The organism is Pseudacidovorax sp. DMC4 (genome assembly GCF_056314265.1).
This window is the reverse complement of sequence record NZ_JBQUYR010000023.1, coordinates 1-19,219: the sequence shown is the minus strand read 5'-3', so window position 1 is coordinate 19,219 and position 19,219 is coordinate 1. Positions and strand designations below refer to the sequence as shown.

The following is a 19,219-nucleotide window of genomic DNA, read 5'->3' as shown; positions in this document are numbered from 1 at the left end:
GGCACCCCCGAAAATTCTGCAAGGCTCCTATGCGTCGCTCCTTCGACTTCAACGTTTCCAGAGAAAGTCTTTTCATCCCGGCGCTGGCCCCGCTGTACCAAAACTTCGCGCAGCCTCTGGGATGGCTGTTGCTCCGGCTGGCCCTGGGCGGCTGGCTGCTCCACGAGGGCTGGCCGAAGATCCTCGATCCGATGGGCCAGGTGCAGTTCGTCGAGATGATCGGCTTCCATCCGGGTTGGCTGTTCTCGCCACTGCTGGCCGTCATGCAGGTCGTCGGCGGTGCGGCCATCCTGCTGGGTTTTCTCACCCGGCCCTTCGCCCTGGCCAACGCGGTCATGCTGTTCGTGACGGTGTGGTTCCACTTCCACTTCCCGTACAACGCCCAGCCGCTGCTGACCAGCGCCGGCCTTGAAGCGATCGAGGCCCATCCGGAGTTCCTGACGCCCAATGGCACGAAGCGGCTCATGGACGCCGGTGTCGCGTTCACGGACCTGCTACAAGGCAAGGCCGTGCAGCTGTCCAGCATCTGGGCCTTCGGCTGCCTGTTCTTCGCGGCCTTCGGTGGCGGGATCTGGTCGGTCGATCGACAGCTCAAGAAGTCCTTCTGAAGCGCAGCGCTGCCATGCCAGCAGCGCTGCGCGGCTCAGGCGGGTTGGGCGTCCGTCGGCGCCTTGCGGCGCGATCTGCGCCGCCGCTGGGTCAGGCTGAGCAGACGTCGCTCTTCGGCCACCGCTTCCTCGTCCCATTCCTGGAGCAGTTGAATGAAGGCAGCTTCCGGGGCACTGGGACTGCGCGAGCCCAGCCGCGCAACGCTGAAATTGCCATAGTCGCCCAGCGGCGGGGTCGGCAGCACCACGAGCCGGCCGGCACGCAGGGCGTCGGCCACCATGAACATGCACATCGGCGCGATCGCATCGCTGCGCAGCAACACATCTTCCAGCACGCCCTGGCTGTCGCACACCACACTGAGCAGCCGTCCCGCACGTTGTTGCAAAGCCTCCGCACCGAGCACGCGCCCCAGGAACTGCCGCGCGGAGCGCAGCGGAAAGTGCGGGCCCACCCAGGGATAGGCCAGCCACTCCTCCGGCGTCTCCGGTGACTCTGCCCTGTCCAGCGGATGGCCGGTGCGCGCGACGAGCACGGCCGCATGAGGCCGCAAGGGCAGGATCTCCAGATCGTCCAGCCCCTCGGTGTCGCCCACGTTCGACAGCATCAGGTCGATCTCACGGGCGCGCAGCCGCTGCGGCAACTCCTGCCAGGCGGAGAACACTACCTCCACCCGCAGTTGGGGGTGCAGATGGCATAGACGCCCCAGCACGGGACCGATCAGCGCCGCGCCGGCCACCGGGCCGGCACCCACGCGCAACGTGCCGAGCTCGGCCCCCTTGGCCAGCGCCACGGCACGCTGCAGGTCGTGGGCATTGAGCACGGCCTTGCGTGCGTAATCCAGCAGGATCAGACCGATGGGTGTCGCCTCGACCTCGCCACGCCCGCGGTCGAACAGGCGGGCGCCCAGCAATTGCTCCAGCCCTTGAATACTGCGGCTGAGTGCGGGCTGCGTGATGTGCAGCGCATCGGCGGCACGGGCGTAATGACGGTGCTCGTCCAGAGCCAGGGCGTGTCGGAGATAGCGGTTGGGTACGAGCATTGATGCTCTCAGATTTATCCGACCGATGATTCTGATGCATTTGACTTTGCCGGGGTCCAACGGAACCATGCGAACTGCAAATAAACGTCGGGAACCTTGCAAATGATGCGGCCATCGGAGGGAAGCAAACAACGCTCCGGATACCTCGCAAGATCCATGACATACATCAAAGCAACCCTGTAAGAGGAGCGTATCCGTGGACGTTCAAACACCCCTTTCTTCAAAGCCGACTCACGCGGCTTGCTGCGCGCACGGTCCCTGGAATCCGCGCGCGCCGATACCGGCAATAGCTTGCGTGCCGGCGGTTCCGGGCCTGCAACTTCTTTGGCGCACAGGACTGCATCGCGAGAGAAATTCAACGGCCGCTCGGCCGCCTATTTACAGCGCGTCCGCCGCGACGCTGGCTTTCGAGATCGCAAGCATCTAGTGGCGAGCAGAGCAAGAACATGAAGGTTGGATATGCGCGCGTGTCTACGGACGAGCAACATCTCGACTTGCAGCTTCAAGCGCTGGAGGGCGCTGGATGCGATGTGGTGTTCAGCGACCAGGGTGTGTCAGGGGCGATCTTCGAGCGGCCAGGGCTCACGCGGGCCCTGCGCCGGGTACGCAGGGGCGACACCCTGGTCGTCTGGAAACTGGACCGGCTGGGACGCTCCCTGGGAAAACTGGTTCAGGTGGTCGGGGTGCTGCGCAGCAAGCAGGTGGAGATCGCGTCGCTGTCGGAAGCGATCGATACCGCCACGCCGGGGGGCACATTCCTTTTCCACCTGATGGCGGCACTTGCGGAATTCGAGCGCTCCTTGATCAGCGAACGCACGCGCGCCGGTCTTGCCGCCGCCAGAAAGCGAGGGCGACGCATCGGCAGGCCGCCATCAATTCCCGAGGGCGAGCTCGCGTCCCTGATCGAGATGGCCGGATCGGGCTTGATCGACATCGAAAAGGCGGCAGACCAATACAAGGTGCACCCGCGCACGCTCAAGCGCCACCTCGTGCGCGCGATCACCGCAAGAGCTTGAATGGCACGCGGTCCGTCCTCTGCGAAGAGGCGGACCGGCGGCCGGAGAGCCCCATCCATTGGCGTGCTGCACCTCTCAGACAATTCGTTGCAACTGGCCGCAAAGGGCGGTGACGAAAATTCCGGCATTGGAATCCAGCGGCTTTTGGCACATCGCCATTTCCGCATCGGGCCGCCCCTCTTCAATCCACCTTCACCTGATACAGCACGCTGCCCTCGCCACCGCCGTTGAGGGCGCCCATGAAGGACCAGACGACCGGCCCCGTGCCTCCCACGGACTGAACCTCATCGCAACCCACCGGCGTGGCCGGTGCCGAGGACGTGCCCGCGTTCATCGGCGTCACCTTGGTGCAGGCGGTCAGGCTCGATGGCGTCGTCTCGGTCCTGGCCTGCACGAAGCTCGTGTACGTGGGTGTCGCATCGCTGATCACCAGGCGCGTGATGGGCGACAGCGAGTTGTTGGTGTAGGTGATGCGGTACTCCAGCACCTCGCCCGACTTCGCCCTGTTGTTGGTGCCAAAGGTCGTCACGCCCTGCGTCACGTTGCGCACCTCCTTGGTCAGCTGCAGCGCCGCGTTGCTCAACGTCGTGGTGTCGGTGGCGGTGTAGCTTGCGCTCAGGCCTGGCGCCGCGTTCGAAAAAGCCAAGGTCGCCGTCACCGGCACGGCGTTGCTGCTGCCCTCGGGCGCCGTGGCCGGCGCGAGTTCATGGACCAGGAAGCACACCTGCTGCCCCTGCACCAGGGTCAGCGTCGTCGGCGTCGGTGCCAGTTGCTGCGCCGTCAGATCCAGCTTGCCCGTGCAGTTCGCGTCCAGGTACGCCATCTCCGTCCAGCCCGTGACGCTGCCCGGCGTGGCCGTCGGCGTCCCCAACTGCACCTTCAGCACGCCACCGGTGCCGGCCGCAAAGATGTGCGGATGGACGACGCGGCCGCCGGCACGCCCCTGCTGGCGGCTCGCCGTGGGCGTCAGCGTGCTGGCCGGCACCTGGCCGAAGTTCAGCGTCACCGTGCCCGAGGACGGCGCCGTGAAAGCCGCCTGCTGGCTGGCCCGCATGTACGTGTAGCCCACGCCGCCCACGGTGGTGATGCTGCCGTCGGGCAGCAGCGTCCCTGCCGCATTGGCACCCGTGGCCACCGTGCTGGCCGGCAGCACCGCCTGCACGCAGACAGGCTGGCCGATCTGCGCCGTCGGGATGCTCAGGCTGTAGCTGCCGTTGCCGTCCGTCGTGGCGCTGGTGTAGGTGGTGCTGGCGCAGTCGGTCAGGTGGACGGTGATGCCGCCGACACCGGCTTCCGAGCCGTTGCGCAAGCCGTCGTTGGGCGTGCCGGTGTTGGTGCTGCCGCTGGGCGCGCCGCCGTCGTTGAACACCACACCGGCGATGCCGTTGCGGGTGTTGGTGAAGGTACAGGTGATGTCCGCACCCGCGCGCATCTGCGTCGTCGACAGGTCGATCGCGATGCCCGAGGCGACGACGGTGCCCAGGGCCCCGGTGCCGTTGCCGCTGCTGGTGCCGTTGGCGTCCACGCAGCTGATGCTCGTGGGTGTGCTGGGCCAGCCGCCGGGTATGCCCTGGGTGATCCTCACGGCGGTGCCAGCGGTGCCGTTGAAGGTGGCGCTCGTCACCGCTGTGCCGGCGATGGCCGTGCTCAGTGCGGCGCTGGCGGTGTCCAGGCCGGACATGACGAAGTTGAAGCTGTCGGTGCCGCCATTGCTGACCTGGGCGATCTTCACCCTCGGCATCGCCACCAGCAGCACCTTCTTGTTGGCGTCGTCGTACTGGATCATGCCCTGGTAGCCGATGGCGCCCAGGTTGGTGGACGCGAAGGCGCCGCTGCGCGTGCCGCTGTAGCTGAGCAGCGTGTAGGTGCCCGTGGTGCTGAAACCGCTGAGCTTGTTGATGACGAGCTTGCCGCCCAGGGAGACATCGCCCGTCACGTTCACCAGGTCGCTGACGCCGCCGCCGATGGTGCCCGACGCGCCCAGATCCAGGATCAGCGTGGCGGTGCTGCCCAGCGTGAGGACGCCCGTGTTCAGCGTGCCCGCCGCGCCCGATGCGGCGCCGGGGCTGAGGGTGCCTGCGACGTTCACGGTGCCAGCCACCGTGCCGGTGCCGCCGAGTGTGGCGCTGCTGGCGACGCTCACCGCGCTGGCGCTGGCCGTGCTGCCGGTCACCCGCAAGGTGCCGCTGTTGACGCTGGTGCTGCCCGCATAGGTGTTGGCGCCGCCCAGCGTGACGATGCCGGGGCCCTCGATGACCAGCGCCTGGGTACTCGTGCCGGCGATCACGGCATTGATGGTGGCCACGCCGTTGCTGCTGGTCAGGGTGTTGCTGGCACCCGCGAGGGTCAGCGCCTGGCTGCCGCCGAGGATGTAGCCGCCGGTGGCGAAGGTCATGCCACCGATGCTCTGGGCCGCCGTGACGGCGACCGTGCCGGCCGTGCCCCCGAACGTGGCCACGTTGCCGCCCGTCCAGTTGCCGTTGGGTGAGCCACTGCTGGTGGTCCAGTTGGCCGAAGTGCCGTCCCAGTTTCCATCGCCACCATCGATGCTGGCGAGGGTGGGGTTGGTGTCCCAGTAGGTGTAGGCGCCGGGTGGCAGGCCGGCCAGCAGTTCATTGGCGCCACTCGACCAGTACGTCAGGGAGGCATCGTTGCTGCCCAGCTTGACCTGGTTCAGCGTCGGCAGGCCCAGCGTGTTGCGCGCGGGCGCTGGCGAGCCGCTCACACTGGTGACGTAGAAGCCGGTGCTGCCCGCCACCCAGTTGCTCGCCGTGAGCGTCAGGCCTGGTCCCAGGTCGCCCAGCAGGGACACCGTCAGCTTGCCGCCGCTGCCGAAGCCGATGCTGCTGCTGGCTGTCTGCGTGAGCGTGCCCAGGCTGTGGGCATTGACGCCCACGTTGAGCGTGCCGCCCGCCATCACGACATCGACACCGGGTGCCGCGACGGCGGCGCTCAGGTTGAGCGTCGCGCCCGGGTTCAGCGTGATGGTGCCGGCGCCCCTGATGGCCGTCACGTTGCTCGTGCCACCGCCGAGCACCAGCTTGCCGCTGCTGCCCAGGTCGAGCCAGCCTCCCGCGTTGACCGTCAGTCCGCCCGACAACGTCAGCGTGCCGGTGCCCAGCTCGAGCGTGCCGCCGCTGTCGACGGTCACGACCTTCGACAGGGCTTGGCTGAAGCCCCCCAGGCTGACGGTCCCGCCGCCTCCGATGGTCAGTGCCGTTGCGCCAGGCAATGCGTTGTCGACGCCCACCGCGAGCGTGCCCGCCGTGACCGTGGTGGTGCCCGTGTAGGTCTTGCCCACGCCCGACAGCATCAGCGTGCCGCTGCCCGTGTCCTTGACGAGCGCGCCCGCACCCAGAAGGTTGCCCGAGAGGGTCTGGTTGGCACTGCTCGAATACTGCAGCGTCCCGTCGTTGGTGATGCTGCCGTTGTAGACCGCACCAGCGCCCAGGGTGCCGGCGCCGCCGATCCGGAGGACCCCCGCGGACAGCCCGATGGGGCCGGTGAAGGTGTTCGCGCCGGTCAGGGTGAGCGTGCCGGCGCCGGTCTTGCTGAGCGTGACGCTCAGGGCGTTCTGGTAGTTGCGCAGAGGCGCCGCGATCACCAGGCTGTCGGCCGCCCCAGGCAGGCTGAAGGTCGTCGTCTGGACCAGGCCCGAGCCCAGGTTGATCGTGGCGAAGGGACCGCTGGCGTTGATGACCGACTGGCCGGTGGCCGTGACCGTGCCCGGCAGTCCGAACGCGCCATAGGTGGCATTGGCGCCGCCATTGGCGTCGACCGTCGCATCCTTGAGCACGAGGTCCTTGAGCGTCGTGTAGTAGCCATTGGCGCTCATCCGGCCACCGTTGAGCACGACGGAAGCCGTGGTGGCGGCATCGATGCCCCAGCTGCCCGTGGCGCCGAATGCCAGCGTACCGCCGCTGTTGACCGTGATCGTGTTGCCCGTCGGCGTGACCGCATTGGCGGTGTTGGCCAGCACCAGGGTGCCGCCGTTCACCGTGGTGGGCCCGGTGAAGGTGTTCTTGGCCGTGAGCGTGGTGGTGCCCGGGCCGGCAAACACCAGGGCGTTGCCCGTGCCGCCGGCGATGACGGCGCCGATGGTGGCCGTGACCGCCGCGCCTGAAGTGCCCACGGTGTTGGTGGTGTCGGCCAGATTCAGGATGCCGCCGCCCAGCGTATAACCGGAGGCATTGAACGTGAGCCCGCCGATGCTCTGCGTGCCGGACACCGCGACCGTGGCCGGCGCCGCCAGCGTGCCGCCGAAGACGGCGGTGCCCGTTCCCCCAACCCAGGTGCCATTGGCGGTGCCATCGCTGTTGGCCCAGTTGACGCTGATGCCGTCCCAGGTTCCGGCGCCGGCGTCGATCTGGTTGTTGCCAGGGGTGATGTCCCAGTTGTTCAAGGTCCCGGCCGCCATCAGTGCGCCGGCAGCGCCGGCAGCGCCGGCCGTGCCGGCCCAGTAGGTCGCGCCGGCCGGATTGCTGCCCAGCTTCACCTGGCTCAGCGTGGCCAGCCCGGTCTGGTTCCGCGCGGGATTGCCGTTCACGCCTGCAGCCACGAAGGGCGTGGTGCCGGCGGTCCAGTTGCTGGCCGTCAGCGTCTTTCCCGCTGCGATCGGCCCGAGCGTGGCGACGCTGAGGCTGGCCCCGGTGAAGTCGATGATGCTGTCGGCCGAGGTCAGCGACAGCACACCGAGGCTGTGCGAGAACGTACCCAGCGTGAGCTTGCCGCCATCCATCACGATGTTGATGCCGCTGTTGACCAGCGCCTTGGTCAAGGTGAGGGTGGCGCCCGCGCCCACCTTGAGCGTACCGCTGCCGCTGATGCTGCCGATGCTGCTGCTCCCCCCGGAAAGCGTCAACGTGCCGCCCGCCATCGACAGCGTGCCGGCACTGCCCACGGTCAGCCCCGCCGAAAGCGTCTGGCTGTAGGCGCCCAGGTCCAGCGTGCCGCCATTCACCGTCACGGCGCTCGCCGACGGCAGCGCACCGTTCGCGCCCAGCGAGAGCTTGCCGGCATTGACCGTGGTGCTGCCGGTGTAGGTGCTGGCACCACTCAGGGTCAGCGTGCCCGCGCCGGCCTTGACCATGGCCGTCGCCGTGGTGCCCGCGAAGTTCTGCAGCGGCGCTGCGATCGACAGGCTGTCGGTGCTGTCGACCACGCTGAAGGTGGTGGATGCGCCCGCGCTGGAGCCCAGCGCGATGCTGGCATTGGCGCCGCTCGCCGTGATGCTGGAGGCGCCGCCCGTCGCGCTGACCGTGCCCGCCAGGCCGAAGGCGCCATAGGACGCGCTGATGCCGCCATTGGCGGCCACGGTGCCGCCGTTCAGCGCCAGGTTCCACAGGGTGTTGTAGTAGCCGCCGGAGTCGAGCGTGCCGCCCGCGTTGACCTTGATCGCAGCGGAGGAGGTCGTGGTGTGCACACCCCAGTTGTCACTGGTCCCGAAGGCCAGCGTGCCGCCGCTGTTCACCGCGATGGAACCGCTGGCGGGCGTCACGGCCTGGCTGCCATTTGCCAGCACCAGCGTGCCCGCCTTCACCGTGAGCGGGCCCGTGAAGCTGCTGCGGCCCGTAAGGCGGATCGTGCCCGTGCCGGTCTTGTCGAAAGCGTTGCCACCGGCCAGTTCGTTGCCCACCGTGGCACTCACGCCGGCATCGGCGGTCAGCGTGTTGGTGGCGAGCCCACCCGTCAGCGCCGAGCCGCCCAGGCTGTAGCTGCTGCCGCGGAACGCCAGCCCGCCGATGGTCTGCGCCGCCGTGACATTGACCGCCCCGCCCGTGCCCGTGAAGACGGCCAGCCCGTTGGCGGCCCATGCGCCGTTCTGGGCGCCGTTGGCGTCCGTCCAGTTGGTGTTGGTCGCGTTCCAGGTTCCGGCGCCGCCGGCCACGTTGCTGTTGTTGGCCGCCCCATTGCCGTCCCAGTACGCGCCGCCGTCGCCCACGGCCTGGTTGGTGAAGGTGCAGGAAACGGCCCGGCCATTGCCCGCGAACGAGAACTGCGCCGATCGGGCCGGCGTGCCCGCGGCGTCGGTGGTCGCGCCTGTGTTGTAGGCCATCGTCGCGCCCGCCGCCTGGCCGGTGCAAGCGATGGCGCTGAGCCGGAAGCCCGGTGGCGTCGTGGCCTGGGTGAGCGTGGTCTTGTCGTTGACGGCGGTCAGCGTCTGCATCGGGCCGGCGGCACTCGTGCCCGGCGCCGTCGTGGACACGGACTGGCTCGCGATGCCGTTGGTGCCCGTGTAGCCAAAGGTGCTCGTGCCGCCATTGCTGACGGCATTGACCGTGGTGCGCGTCGAACAGATGGTCGACGACTGGCTGTCGTACTGCACCAGGAAGCCCGACCAGCCGCCGCGATCGGCGATGCGCACCAGGATCTCGTTGCGGCCCACCTTCCAGCTGTTGTCCAGCACCAGGGTGGCGCCCTGCCCGGGCGAGTAGTTGTTGCCGTCGATGTTGTCCGGGATGTTGGGGCTCGCCTGCGCCACACCGTTGACATACACCGAGCCCAGCGAATCGTCCGCGAAGAAGCTGAGCTTCATGTAGAACGCCGACGGGTCCAGCTGGGAGTCCAGGTCGAAGAGATACCGGTACCAATAGGTGTAGCGCCGGTAGGTCGCGGGGCTGGAGCCATCGGTGTTGTGCGCGATCCAGTCCGCGTTGTTGAACGGCGAGGTCGCCCAACCGGCCCGCTGGCTCACCACATAGGCATCCACCCATTGGGAACTGTCGACGGTGTAGGGCGACGCCGCATCGCGGGCGGATGCATTCACCTGCCAGTAGGTGTCGCGCGTGCCCGAGGCCTTGGGCGGACCGGCAGGGTTGCCGCTGTAGGCCGTGTTGAAGAGGTACCCGGTCGAGTTGCAGCTGATGACCGGAATGGTGGTCGCACCGGCCGGCTGCACCAGCGCCAGAAGCAGCAGCACCGCCACCAGCACGACATGGGCCAGCACGGCACGCCAGGGCACCTTGCCGCCTTCTCCTCGACCATCCCTGTGCAGCACCGGCTTCGGCTTATCCTGCAATGCCGACTGGTGGTTTGTCTTCTTCATCGTTCCGTGATCGATCCGCTTCGCTGGACTGCCCTCTCGCCAGTCGGCTGCGGGAGGTCGCACTCCGGCGGCCGTGGCAGGGCATCGGCAGGGGGCCGCAGGTTGCGGCTCGCCCGGGCGGCCCGCGTGGCGTCGCGCCGGCCCGATGCGACGCGGAAAGGGACAAGGTGGCGTCCTTGATCGCCACGTTGCTCGCCTGTGAGCCCCCGCACTCGTGATCGCGGTACGGTATCCGAGCCCTTCGCCCGACTCGGGGAGCTGTGGCTGCCTAAACCGGCGTTTCGTGTGAAGTTCCTCACTTCCCGGATCAAGTTCGTGACTGCATGGATCAAGGTTGTGATTTCGCCCGCCATGCAGGCGATCCGGGGCGGCGCATTCGTTGGCCGAGGTCCCTGACGCATCCTTGGAGGCTCCCATGCGGATCCATCAAAGTTCTGCCGGACATGCCGCCAAGGCGCTGGCGAGCCGGCAAGAAGCCGCCGACCGGCTCCAAGCCAGTCGGCGGCGGACGCCGCGCCCTCAGTCCACCTTCACCTGGAACAGCACAGCCCCCGTGCCGCCGCCATTGAGCGTGCCCGTGAAGGTCCAGCTCAGTGCCCCCGTGCCGCCCGCGGTCTGGGCCACGTCGCAGCCCACCACCGGGGCCGGCGCCACGTTCGCCGGCGTCACCTTCGTGCACGCCGTCAGGCTAGCCGGGGTCGTGTCCGTCTTCGCGCTCACGAAGCTCGTGTACGTCGGCGTCGAATCGTTGATCACCAGGCTGCTGAGCGGCGACGGGGCCGTGTTGGTGTACGTGATCCGGTACTCCAGCACTTCACCCGACTTCGCCTGGTTGTTCGTGCCGAAGGTCGTCACGCCCTGCGTCACGTTGCGCACTTCCTTGGTCAGCTGCAGCGCCGAGTTGCTCACCGTCGTCGAGTCCGTCGCCGTGTAGCTCGCGCTCAGGGTCGGCGCGGCGTTGGTGAAGGTCAGCGCCGCCGTCACCGGCACGGCGTTGCTGTTGCCCGTGCCCGCCTGCACCGGCACCTGCTCCTGCACCACGAAGCACACCACCTGGCCCTGCGTCACCGTCAGCGGCGTGCCCGAGGGGTACAGCCGCGTGGCGTTGGCCTGAACGGTGCCGGTGCAGCCCGTGTCCAGGTAGGCGATCTCGCTCCAGCCCGTGACGGTGGCCGGGTTGGCCGTGGCGGTGCCCAGTTGCACCTGCAGGCTGCCGCCCGTGCCAGCGGTGAAGCTGTGCGTGTGCACCGCCTTCACGCCGGGCAGCGTCTGCCGCGCGCTGGTCGTCGGGCTCAGCGTGCTGGCCGGCACCTGCCCGAAGCTCAGCGTCACCGTGCCCGAGGCAGGGGCGGTGAAGCTCGCCTGCTGGCTGGCCCGGGTGTAGGTGTAGCCCACCCCGCCCACGCTGGTGGCGCTGCCGTCGGGCAGCACCGTGCCGGCCGCGTTGGCGCCGGTGGCCAGGGTGTTGGCCGCCAGCACCGGCTGCACGCACACCGTCTGGCCGATCTGCGCCGTCGGGATGCTCAGGCCGAAGGCGCCGTTACCGTCGGTCGTCGTGCTCGCATAGGTGGTGCCGCTGCAGTTGGTCAGGTTCACTGTGAGGCCACCGACGCCCGATTCCGCGCCGTTCTGCAGCCCGTCGTTGGGCGTGCCGGTGTTGGTGCCGCTGCTTGGGGCACCGCCGTCGTTGAATACCACCCCGGCGATGCCGTTGCGGGTGTTGGTGAAGGTACAGGTGATGTCCGCACCGGCGACCATCTGCGCCGCCCCGAGGGTGACCTGCACGCCCGAGACGGTGCCCAGGGCGCCCGTGCCGTTGCCGGTGCTGGCGCCGTTGGCGTCCACGCAGCTGATGCTGCTGGGCGTGGCGGGCCAGCCGCTGGGGATGGTCTGGTTGATGACCACCTGGGTGCCGACGCTGCCGTTGAAGGTGCTGCTGCTCACGCCCGTGCCGGCAGCGGTGGTCGTGAGGCTGGCGCTGGCGGTGTCCAGGCCCGTCATGACGAAGCTGAAGGTGCCGGTGGCGCCGTTGCTGACCTCGGTGATCTTCACGCGCGGAATCGCCACCAGCACCACCTTCTTGTTGACATCGTCGTACTGGATCACGCCCTGGTAGCCGATGGCCGCCAGGTTGTTGGCCGAGAAGGTGCCGGTGCGCGTGCCGCTGTAGCTGAGCAGGGTGTAGCTGCCAGTGGTACTGAAGCCGCTGAGCTTGTTGATGACGAGGTTGCCGCCCAGGGTGACGTTGCCGGCCACGTTCACGTAGTCGTTGGCTGTGCCGCCGGTGGTGCCCGGCGTGCCCAGATCCAGGGTCAGCGTGCCCGTATTGCCCAGCGTGAGGGCACCCGTGTTCAGGGTGCCCACAGTGCCCGCGCCAATGCCGGGGCTGAGGAAGCCCAGCACATTCACGGTACCGGCCACGGTGCCGGAGCCCGCCGCGGCGCTGGCGCTTCCGCCCAGGGTAGCGCCGGCCGCCACGGTGAGGGCGCTGGCGCTGGCCGTGCTGCCCGTCACCAGCAGCGTGCCGCTGTTGACGCTGGTGGTGCCGGTGTAGGTGTTGGCACCGCTCAGGGTGGTGGTGCCGCCCCCGTCCTGGCTCACCTTGCCGCTACCGCCGATCGCCGTAGCAAAGGTGTAGGCGTTGCTGCGCTTGAAGCTTAGGGTGCCGCTGTTGCCCAAGCTCACGCTGGCATGCGAGGCGATGTCGCCGGTGCTGCCGCTGTCGCCGACCTGCAGCGTGCCGTTGGTCACCTGGATGGGGCCCGTGGCCGTGTTGCTCGCGCCGGAGAACACCATCGTGCCGCCGCCAGTCAGGATGAAGCCGGTGTCGCCCTGGCCAGGGCCGGTGCCGTATCCGAAGTAGCCCGTGCTGCCGATGGTCAGCTTGGTGCCCGAGAGCACGTTGTAGGTCGTGCCGCCGACCTTGACGTTGTTGACGTTGGCGGCGCTGATCGCGCTGTCAGCTGTCACCTGCACGTCGCCCGACATCCGGTAGACGCCGTTCGTGACGCCCGTGCCGGAAACGGAATTCAGCGACATGAGCGATCCGCCGTTCAACGTCAAGGCAGGCATTTCGGTCGAAGCCGCAGCCGTCGTGTTGACGCCCCCACCGGATTGGATGACAACACCCGTGACCCCCGTGCCCGCGGAGGCAGGGCAGCCGAGCTGGTTGTCGGTGCCGAGCCAGATGCCGGAATTCGAGCCGATTGAGAGCGTGCCCTTGCCCAGGGGCGTGCTCGTGCTACTGCTCGAACAGGCGATCGCCGGACCCACGAGGTCGATGCCTGCATTGCTGAGCGTGGTTCCTCCGGTGTAGCTGTTGTTCGGCGAGGACAACTGCAAGGTCCCACCGCCGGTCACCGTGACGCCGAAGTTGCCTTGGATGGGCGCATTGATCGCCACGGCCTGGCCTCTTGACGAGTTGACGGTGATCGTGGCGTCCTTGGTCAGCATCAACAGACCCCCGGCATTCGCATTGATGGTGTAGCCGTAGGTGCCGAAGTTCAGGCCGCCGATGTTGGCCGCGTAGCTGTTGGCAAGCGTGACGGAGCCCGCCGAGCCATTGAAGTAGGCCGTCTCGGTGCCGCCGGCCCAGGTGCCGCGGGGCGTACCGCTGCTGGTGGTCCAGTTGAGGGTGCTGCCATCCCAGTTGCCGCTGCCGCCGTCGACGGTGGTGTTGGTCGCGTTGGTGTCCCAGTACGTGTAGGTACCCGTGGCCATGGGCAGCAGTTCGTTGCCGGTGCCCGACCAGTAGGTGGCGGTCGCGGCGTTGTTGCCCAGCTTGACCTGGTTCAGCGGTGCCAGGCCGATCTGGTTCTTGGCCGGACTGCCGGTGACGGCCGTGGCGTAGAAGTGGGTGGTGCCCTGCGTCCAGTTGCTGGCCGTGAGCGTCAGGCCCGTGCCCAGGCTGCCGAGCGTGGCCACCGTCAGGCTGCTGTTGCCACCTGCGAAGTCCACCGTGCTGGTGGCCGTCTGCGTCAGGGTGCCCAGGCTGTGGGTCTTGCCGCCCAGCGCCAGGGTGCCGCCGTCGAGCTGGATGTTGACATTGCTGTTGCTGATGCCGGGCGTGCCGCCCAGCGTCAGGGTGGCGCCGCCGGTGAGCTTGATGGTGCCTTTGCCGGCGATGGCGGCGATGCTATGGGTGCCGCCGTTGAGCGTGAGGGTGTTGGTGCCCGTGCTGCCCATGTCCAGCGTGCCGTTGACGGTCAGGTTGCCGGTGAGGGTCTGATTGAAACCAGCCATTGCCAGCGTGGCGTTGTTGCCGACCGTGACGGCACCCGCGCCGGGCAGGGCGTTGTCCGCGCCCAGGGCCAGGGTGCCGGCGTTGACGGTGGTGCCGCCGCTGTAGGTGTTGCCCGTGCTGCTCAACGTCAGGGTCGCGCTGCCGCCCGTGTCCTTGACCAGCGAACCAGTGCCAGTGATGGCGCCGGACAGGGTCTGGTTGGCGGTGCTGGAGTACTGCAGGGTGGCGTTGTTGGTGATCGCACCGGCATAGGCGCCGCTGGCGCCATTCCAACCCAGCGAGCCAGCGCCGCCGATCTGCAACGTCCCGCCACTGATCGTGCTGGAGCCTGTGTAGGTGTTGCTGCCCGTCAGCGTGAACGTTCCGGTCCCAGCCTTTGTCAGGCCCCAGTTGCTGGTGTTGTTGCTGAGCCATGCGGCATTGGTCAACACGCCCGAGAAGGTGGTGCTGTCGTTGTCGTTGCCGACCGAGATATTCGGCGTCCCTGCGCCGGTGTCCCCCACGCCCATCGTGCCAGAGCCGGACAGGCTGCCCATGTACATGTTGCCGTTGCCGTAGAAGGACAGGCGGCTGGTGCCGTCAACGGCAACGGCCAGCTTGTTGTTGGTCGTACCGTTCTCGATCCACAGCGTTCCGTAGTCGCGCACATTGGCCTTCCCCGTGCCTGCAACCGTCCCCTTCAGAACCAGACGGTCGTTGTAGTTGCCACTGCCTGGCAGCGCGCCGCTCGGCATCATCGAACTGCCGGTCACGTTGACCGTCGCCTGGTTGAAGGTGATGTTCGAGATGTACGTGGCAATGGTCGAAGTCGACGCACCGTTGTACTCCAGCGTCCCAGCAACGTTCCACGGCGCGCTGTACACGTTGTATCCGCTGTTGTTGAACGACAGCTTCCCGCCAGCGCTCAGCGTCAAGGGGCTCGCAGGGTCCATAAGGACAGCGGTGCTGATGACGGAAACGCCATTGGGAATGGTGAGCCCGCCTGAGAAGGTATTGGAGGCCCCCAGAGACAGCGTTCCCGCACCTGCCATGGTGATACCGAAAGCACCACTGATCGGCACGTTGATCGTCGTCGTGCCGCTGCCGGGCAGCGTCACGGTGGCGTTGCTCGCCAGGGACAGGGTTCCTGTGGTGCTGACGTTGCGGGCGATGGTGTAGCCCCCCGTGCTGAACGTCAGGCCTCCGATGCTGGGGCTGTAGTTGTCCCCAAGGGTCACGATGTCGCCTGCGGTGCCGCCGAAGGTCGCCACGCTGGTTCCCCCGGCCCAGGTGCCGTTGAACGAGCCGGCGCTGTTGGCCCAATTGGGGAGGGTGCCGTCCCAGGTGCCGGCACCGCCGTCGATCTGGTTGTTGCCGGCGATCTTGTCCCAATAGGTGAAGCTGCCGCTGGATGCGCGCAACTCGCCGGGCGTGCCGGTCGCCCAGTACGTCAGCGCGGCGTTGCCACTGGTGCCCAGCTGGATCTGGTTCAACGGCGCCAAGGCCGCGGTGTTGCGTGCCGGGCCGCCGTTGACGGCCGAGGCGTAGAAGTTGCCCGTCGTGCTCGTCCAGTTGGTCGCGGTGAGGGTGCCGGTGAAGGTCGCGCCGATGTTGGCCACAGTGAGCTTGCCGCCGCCCGCGAAGTCGATGCTGCTGCTGACGGTCTGCGTCAGTGTGCCCAGGCTGTGGGTCAGGCCGGTCAGGCTCAGCACGCCGCCCGCCATCTGGATACTGATGTTGGTGTTGCTGAGTGCCTTCTTCAGGTTGAGCGTGGCGCCCGCCCCCACGACGATGGTGCCGGATCCAGTGACCGTGCCGATGTTGCTGGTGCCGCCCGAGAGCGTGAGGGTGCCACCGTTGAGATCCAGGGTGCCGGCATCGGCAGTCAGACCGTTGGACAGTTCCTGGCTGAAGCTAGTGCCCAGGCTGAGCTTGGCGCCGGAGCCGACCGTCACCGCACTGTTCTTGTTCAGCGCGTTGGTCACCCCGATGGTGAGGACACCCGCATTCACGCTGGTCGTGCCGCTGTAGGTGTTGACAGCCGTCAGCGTGGTGGTGCCGCTGCCGTCCTGGCTCACGTTGCCAGAGCCGCTGATGGCCTTGCCGAACGTGTACGTGTCATTGCGCTTGAAGCTCAGGTTACCGCTGGTCGTCGAAAGGTTCACGCTGTCGAACGACGAGATGTCGCCATTGGCACCGCCGTCGCCAATCTGGATCTTGCCGTTGCTCACGGTGATAGGACCAGGAGCCGAGCTGGCGCTGCCAGAGAAGAGCATCGTTCCCCCGCCTGCGACAGAGAAGCCCGTGTTCGTAACACCGGCTGAGGTTGCTTTGCCAAAGTAGCCCGAGACAGTCAGCGTCTTTCCCGCCGAAATGGTGAATGGCACGCCATTGCTCGCACGGTTTGCGACGTAGGAGGCGCTCAGCGTACTGTCACCTGTGACCTGGACTCCCGCGTCGAAGTTGTAAGCACCGTACAGCAGCGCCGTGCTCCCCGGTGCCCCCGTGGACGTGATGTTGCTGCCTGTGTTCATGATGACCAGCGGCAAATGGCTCACGGCGGGGCTACTGGCGTCGAGCGTGATAGTCCCGGAAAGATTGATTTGCGGCACCGAGTTCGCAAGCGTGGGGTCGTTCATGGGACAACCCAGTGGCGAAGCGGCATTGATGGCCAGCGTGGCATTCGCCGCCACGGTCAATGGCCCAGTCCCCAGGTCAGATTGCACGGGTATACCAGCGCATCCGTTTCCGTACGCCAAACTCAACGTACCGGCGTTGACGGTTGTACCGCCGGAAAAGGTATTGAACGAAGACACCGTGAGCGTCGAACTGCTGCTCGTGTCTTTGACCAGCGAGCCGGTACCGCTGATTACTCCAGACAGCGTCTGGTCGGCGCTGCTCGAATACTGCAGCGTGCCGCCGTTGGTGATGCTGGCCGCGTACGCGCCATTTGTGCCATTCCATCCCAGAGTGCCAGATCCTCCAATCTGCAGCGTTCCTGCATTGATTTTGGTGGCGCCGACATAGGTATTTGCACCATTCAACACCATCGTTCCGCCGCCGGATAACTGAATTCCTTGGTCACCGTTCAAAGTGCCTGTTCCAAAATATCCGTCTACAGTCAATGCAGTGCCAGGGCTGATCGTAAAAACAGTGCCGTTTGATACCGAGGGCACCACGTTTTTAGCGGTAATGAAGCTGTTCGCAGTCACCGAGACTGGCCCTGGATTGATTGTGCCGTAAGTAATTGCGTTTCCAGAAACCGCGCCTGTCGTGGCCAACGTTCCGCCGTTGAGAACCAACCCGTAAATCTGTTGCGACATGTTGGCATCTTGCAGAAAAACGCCGTTGCTGTTGATCCGTTTAGTAGCCATATTTGCCGCAATTGGATTATCCAAATTTGCGATGACCCGGAATGTTCCATTCACCTCCAATGGTCCAGAGCCAATCATTGATCCCCCGCCGGGATCGGTACGCTTGATGGCCAGCGTAGAACCAGAATTGACCGTTGTCTTGCCCGTATAAGATTTAAAGGAGTCGAACAGCGTAGTTCCGGTTCCGCCAATAACCAGATCATTGCTGCCCGTCAGATCGGAGGTGATGGTCGAAGAACCGGTTGTTGTAATCGTATTGGTCGAGGCGGCCAAGTTCAGCGTACCGCCGCTGAGCGTGTAGCTCGTGCCTGTAGTGTTGAAATTTAACCCTCCAATGCTCTGAGTTCCACTCACTGTCACAGTGCCGCCATTGGAACCGCCGAAATTAGCGGTATTGGTGCCACCCGACCATGCACCATTAAGCAAGCCGCTGTTGATAGTCCAGTTGAGCGTGTTTGAATCCCATGTACCTGATCCCCCGCCCACGGTGCCGTCGATGGTGGTGGAGTTGTCCCAATAGGTATAGGCGCTGGCAGGTGTCGTGTTGAATTGGATGACCACGCGGCCGTTGGCGCCATCGCCAGAATTTCCGCCCTTGCCGGCACCGCCATTGAGGGTATCGCTGCTGTTACCTGCCGCGCCGCCGCCGCCTGCAGCTGTCGAGGTCGCGCCAGCAGTAGTACCTGCACTGGAGACAGATGGCCCAGAGATATAACTGGAACCACCGCCGCCGCCACCGTTGGTTTGCGAGGAACTGTTGCTCTGACAACTCCCACCACCGCCGCCGTAGTATCCGCCGCCACCGCCACCGCCCCCCTCTCCGTAGCTGGAACTGGAGTTGATGAGTGAAGCGTTACCTGCGCCTGTTCCGCCTGCAAGGTAGCTCCCTGCGGTTGCGGCCACCCCGCAGACCGCTGCGGTTCCCTTCGTAGCGGCTGCGCCGCCCGCGGTTTGTGTCCCGCCCTGACCCGTGTTGGCTGTATCACCACCGCCGCCGGAACTTCCTCCACCGCCGCCAGACGCCCAGTCAGCTCCCGCTGACGAACCACCTCCACCTCCAGCCAGCAACTGAAGCGTACCTCGACCCGTTCCGGTCCATACCGCAGAGAAACCACCACCGCTGGCACCGGTTGGGCCTGGAGGGCCGCCCGAGACTGTTCCACCAGGACCGCCCCCGCCAAAGGTTGGGTTAGTCCCATTGGCGTTAATGGAACGGGCGGTCTGCGTTGCCGCACCACCCTGCCCAACAGTGACCGTGATTGTTGAGCCCGGTGTTACCGCCACGTTGCCGGTCACATAGCCGCCACCGCCGCCCCCATATCCGTTTGCGAAATAACTGAGGTTGGGCCCCCCACCACCAGCGCCCCACGCCTTGACGTTGATCGATGTGACTCCCGACGGAACCGTGAAGCTCTGGTCCGCGCCGGTGTAGTCGAGGATCACGCAAGCGTTGTATCCGCCGTTGGGCGCGCACGCGGATGCAGCCCATACAGAGGCAGGCGTGGAGACGCACAACACTGCTACCCACAACGGCAGTAGCCAGCGCAACGAGGCGACGAGCTTGTCATACACCGTTGAGCTGCTTGGCTCATTCCTGCTCAATGGCGCGAGGGCAATGACGCTGGCTGTCGTTTTCATTCTTCTGTCGAGAAATAGCTAAAGAGGCAAAGACGATCCGGTTGTGGGATCTCAGACTTCATGGCTGCGCAGGCGAGCGCCCGGGTTGTCGTCGAGGTCCAGCGCCTCATCGGCCCTGCCCGCGGCCACACACAGCCCCATCACCAGGGCCCCAAACGCTGCGCCCACCAGGACGCCGCCGAACCAGGCGCCAATCACGAGTGCGCTCATGTCACTGCCCTCCCCCGGCGGAGCCGGACTGCTGTTGCTGCTGTTGCTGCTGTTGCTGCTGTTGCT

General features: G+C 66.5%; 6 protein-coding genes and 1 pseudogene. 2 read left to right on the top strand and 5 right to left on the bottom strand.

Annotation, left to right across the window (positions count from 1 at the left end):
* The first annotated feature begins 29 nt into the window (after positions 1-29).
* Positions 30-608: a DoxX family protein gene (locus tag ACT54X_RS27880; protein WP_476349845.1), complete on the top strand. Its 579-nt coding sequence runs from the start codon at positions 30-32 to the stop codon at positions 606-608.
* 35 nt (positions 609-643) lie between these two features.
* Here ACT54X_RS27880 and ACT54X_RS27875 read toward each other — a convergent pair whose 3' ends face one another.
* Complete coding sequence (locus tag ACT54X_RS27875) at positions 644-1,648, bottom strand: LysR family transcriptional regulator (RefSeq protein WP_476349843.1); 1,005 nt, start codon at positions 1,646-1,648, stop codon at positions 644-646.
* Between the two features lie 446 nt (positions 1,649-2,094).
* Here ACT54X_RS27875 and ACT54X_RS27870 point away from each other — a divergent pair, with 446 nt between their 5' ends.
* A complete protein-coding gene (locus tag ACT54X_RS27870) occupies positions 2,095-2,664 on the top strand; it encodes a recombinase family protein (protein WP_476349841.1) in 570 nt (189 codons plus the stop codon).
* A gap of 181 nt (positions 2,665-2,845) precedes the next feature.
* Here ACT54X_RS27870 and ACT54X_RS27865 read toward each other — a convergent pair whose 3' ends face one another.
* From ACT54X_RS27865 to ACT54X_RS27850, 4 genes and pseudogenes are all read right to left on the bottom strand, one after another.
* A complete protein-coding gene (locus ACT54X_RS27865) occupies positions 2,846-9,709 on the bottom strand; it encodes a prealbumin-like fold domain-containing protein (RefSeq protein WP_476349840.1) in 6,864 nt (2,287 codons plus the stop codon).
* 519 nt (positions 9,710-10,228) lie between these two features.
* On the bottom strand, positions 10,229-16,162 hold the full coding sequence (locus ACT54X_RS27860; RefSeq protein WP_476349877.1) for an autotransporter-associated beta strand repeat-containing protein: 5,934 nt from the start codon (positions 16,160-16,162) through the stop codon (positions 10,229-10,231).
* Positions 16,163-16,720: 558 nt separating this feature from the next.
* Positions 16,721-16,981: pseudogene (locus ACT54X_RS27855) on the bottom strand (autotransporter-associated beta strand repeat-containing protein); the annotation flags it as partial.
* A 2,013-nt stretch (positions 16,982-18,994) separates the two neighbouring features.
* Positions 18,995-19,219: hypothetical protein (locus ACT54X_RS27850; RefSeq protein ID WP_476349838.1), on the bottom strand; the 225-nt coding region annotated here is incomplete at its 5' end.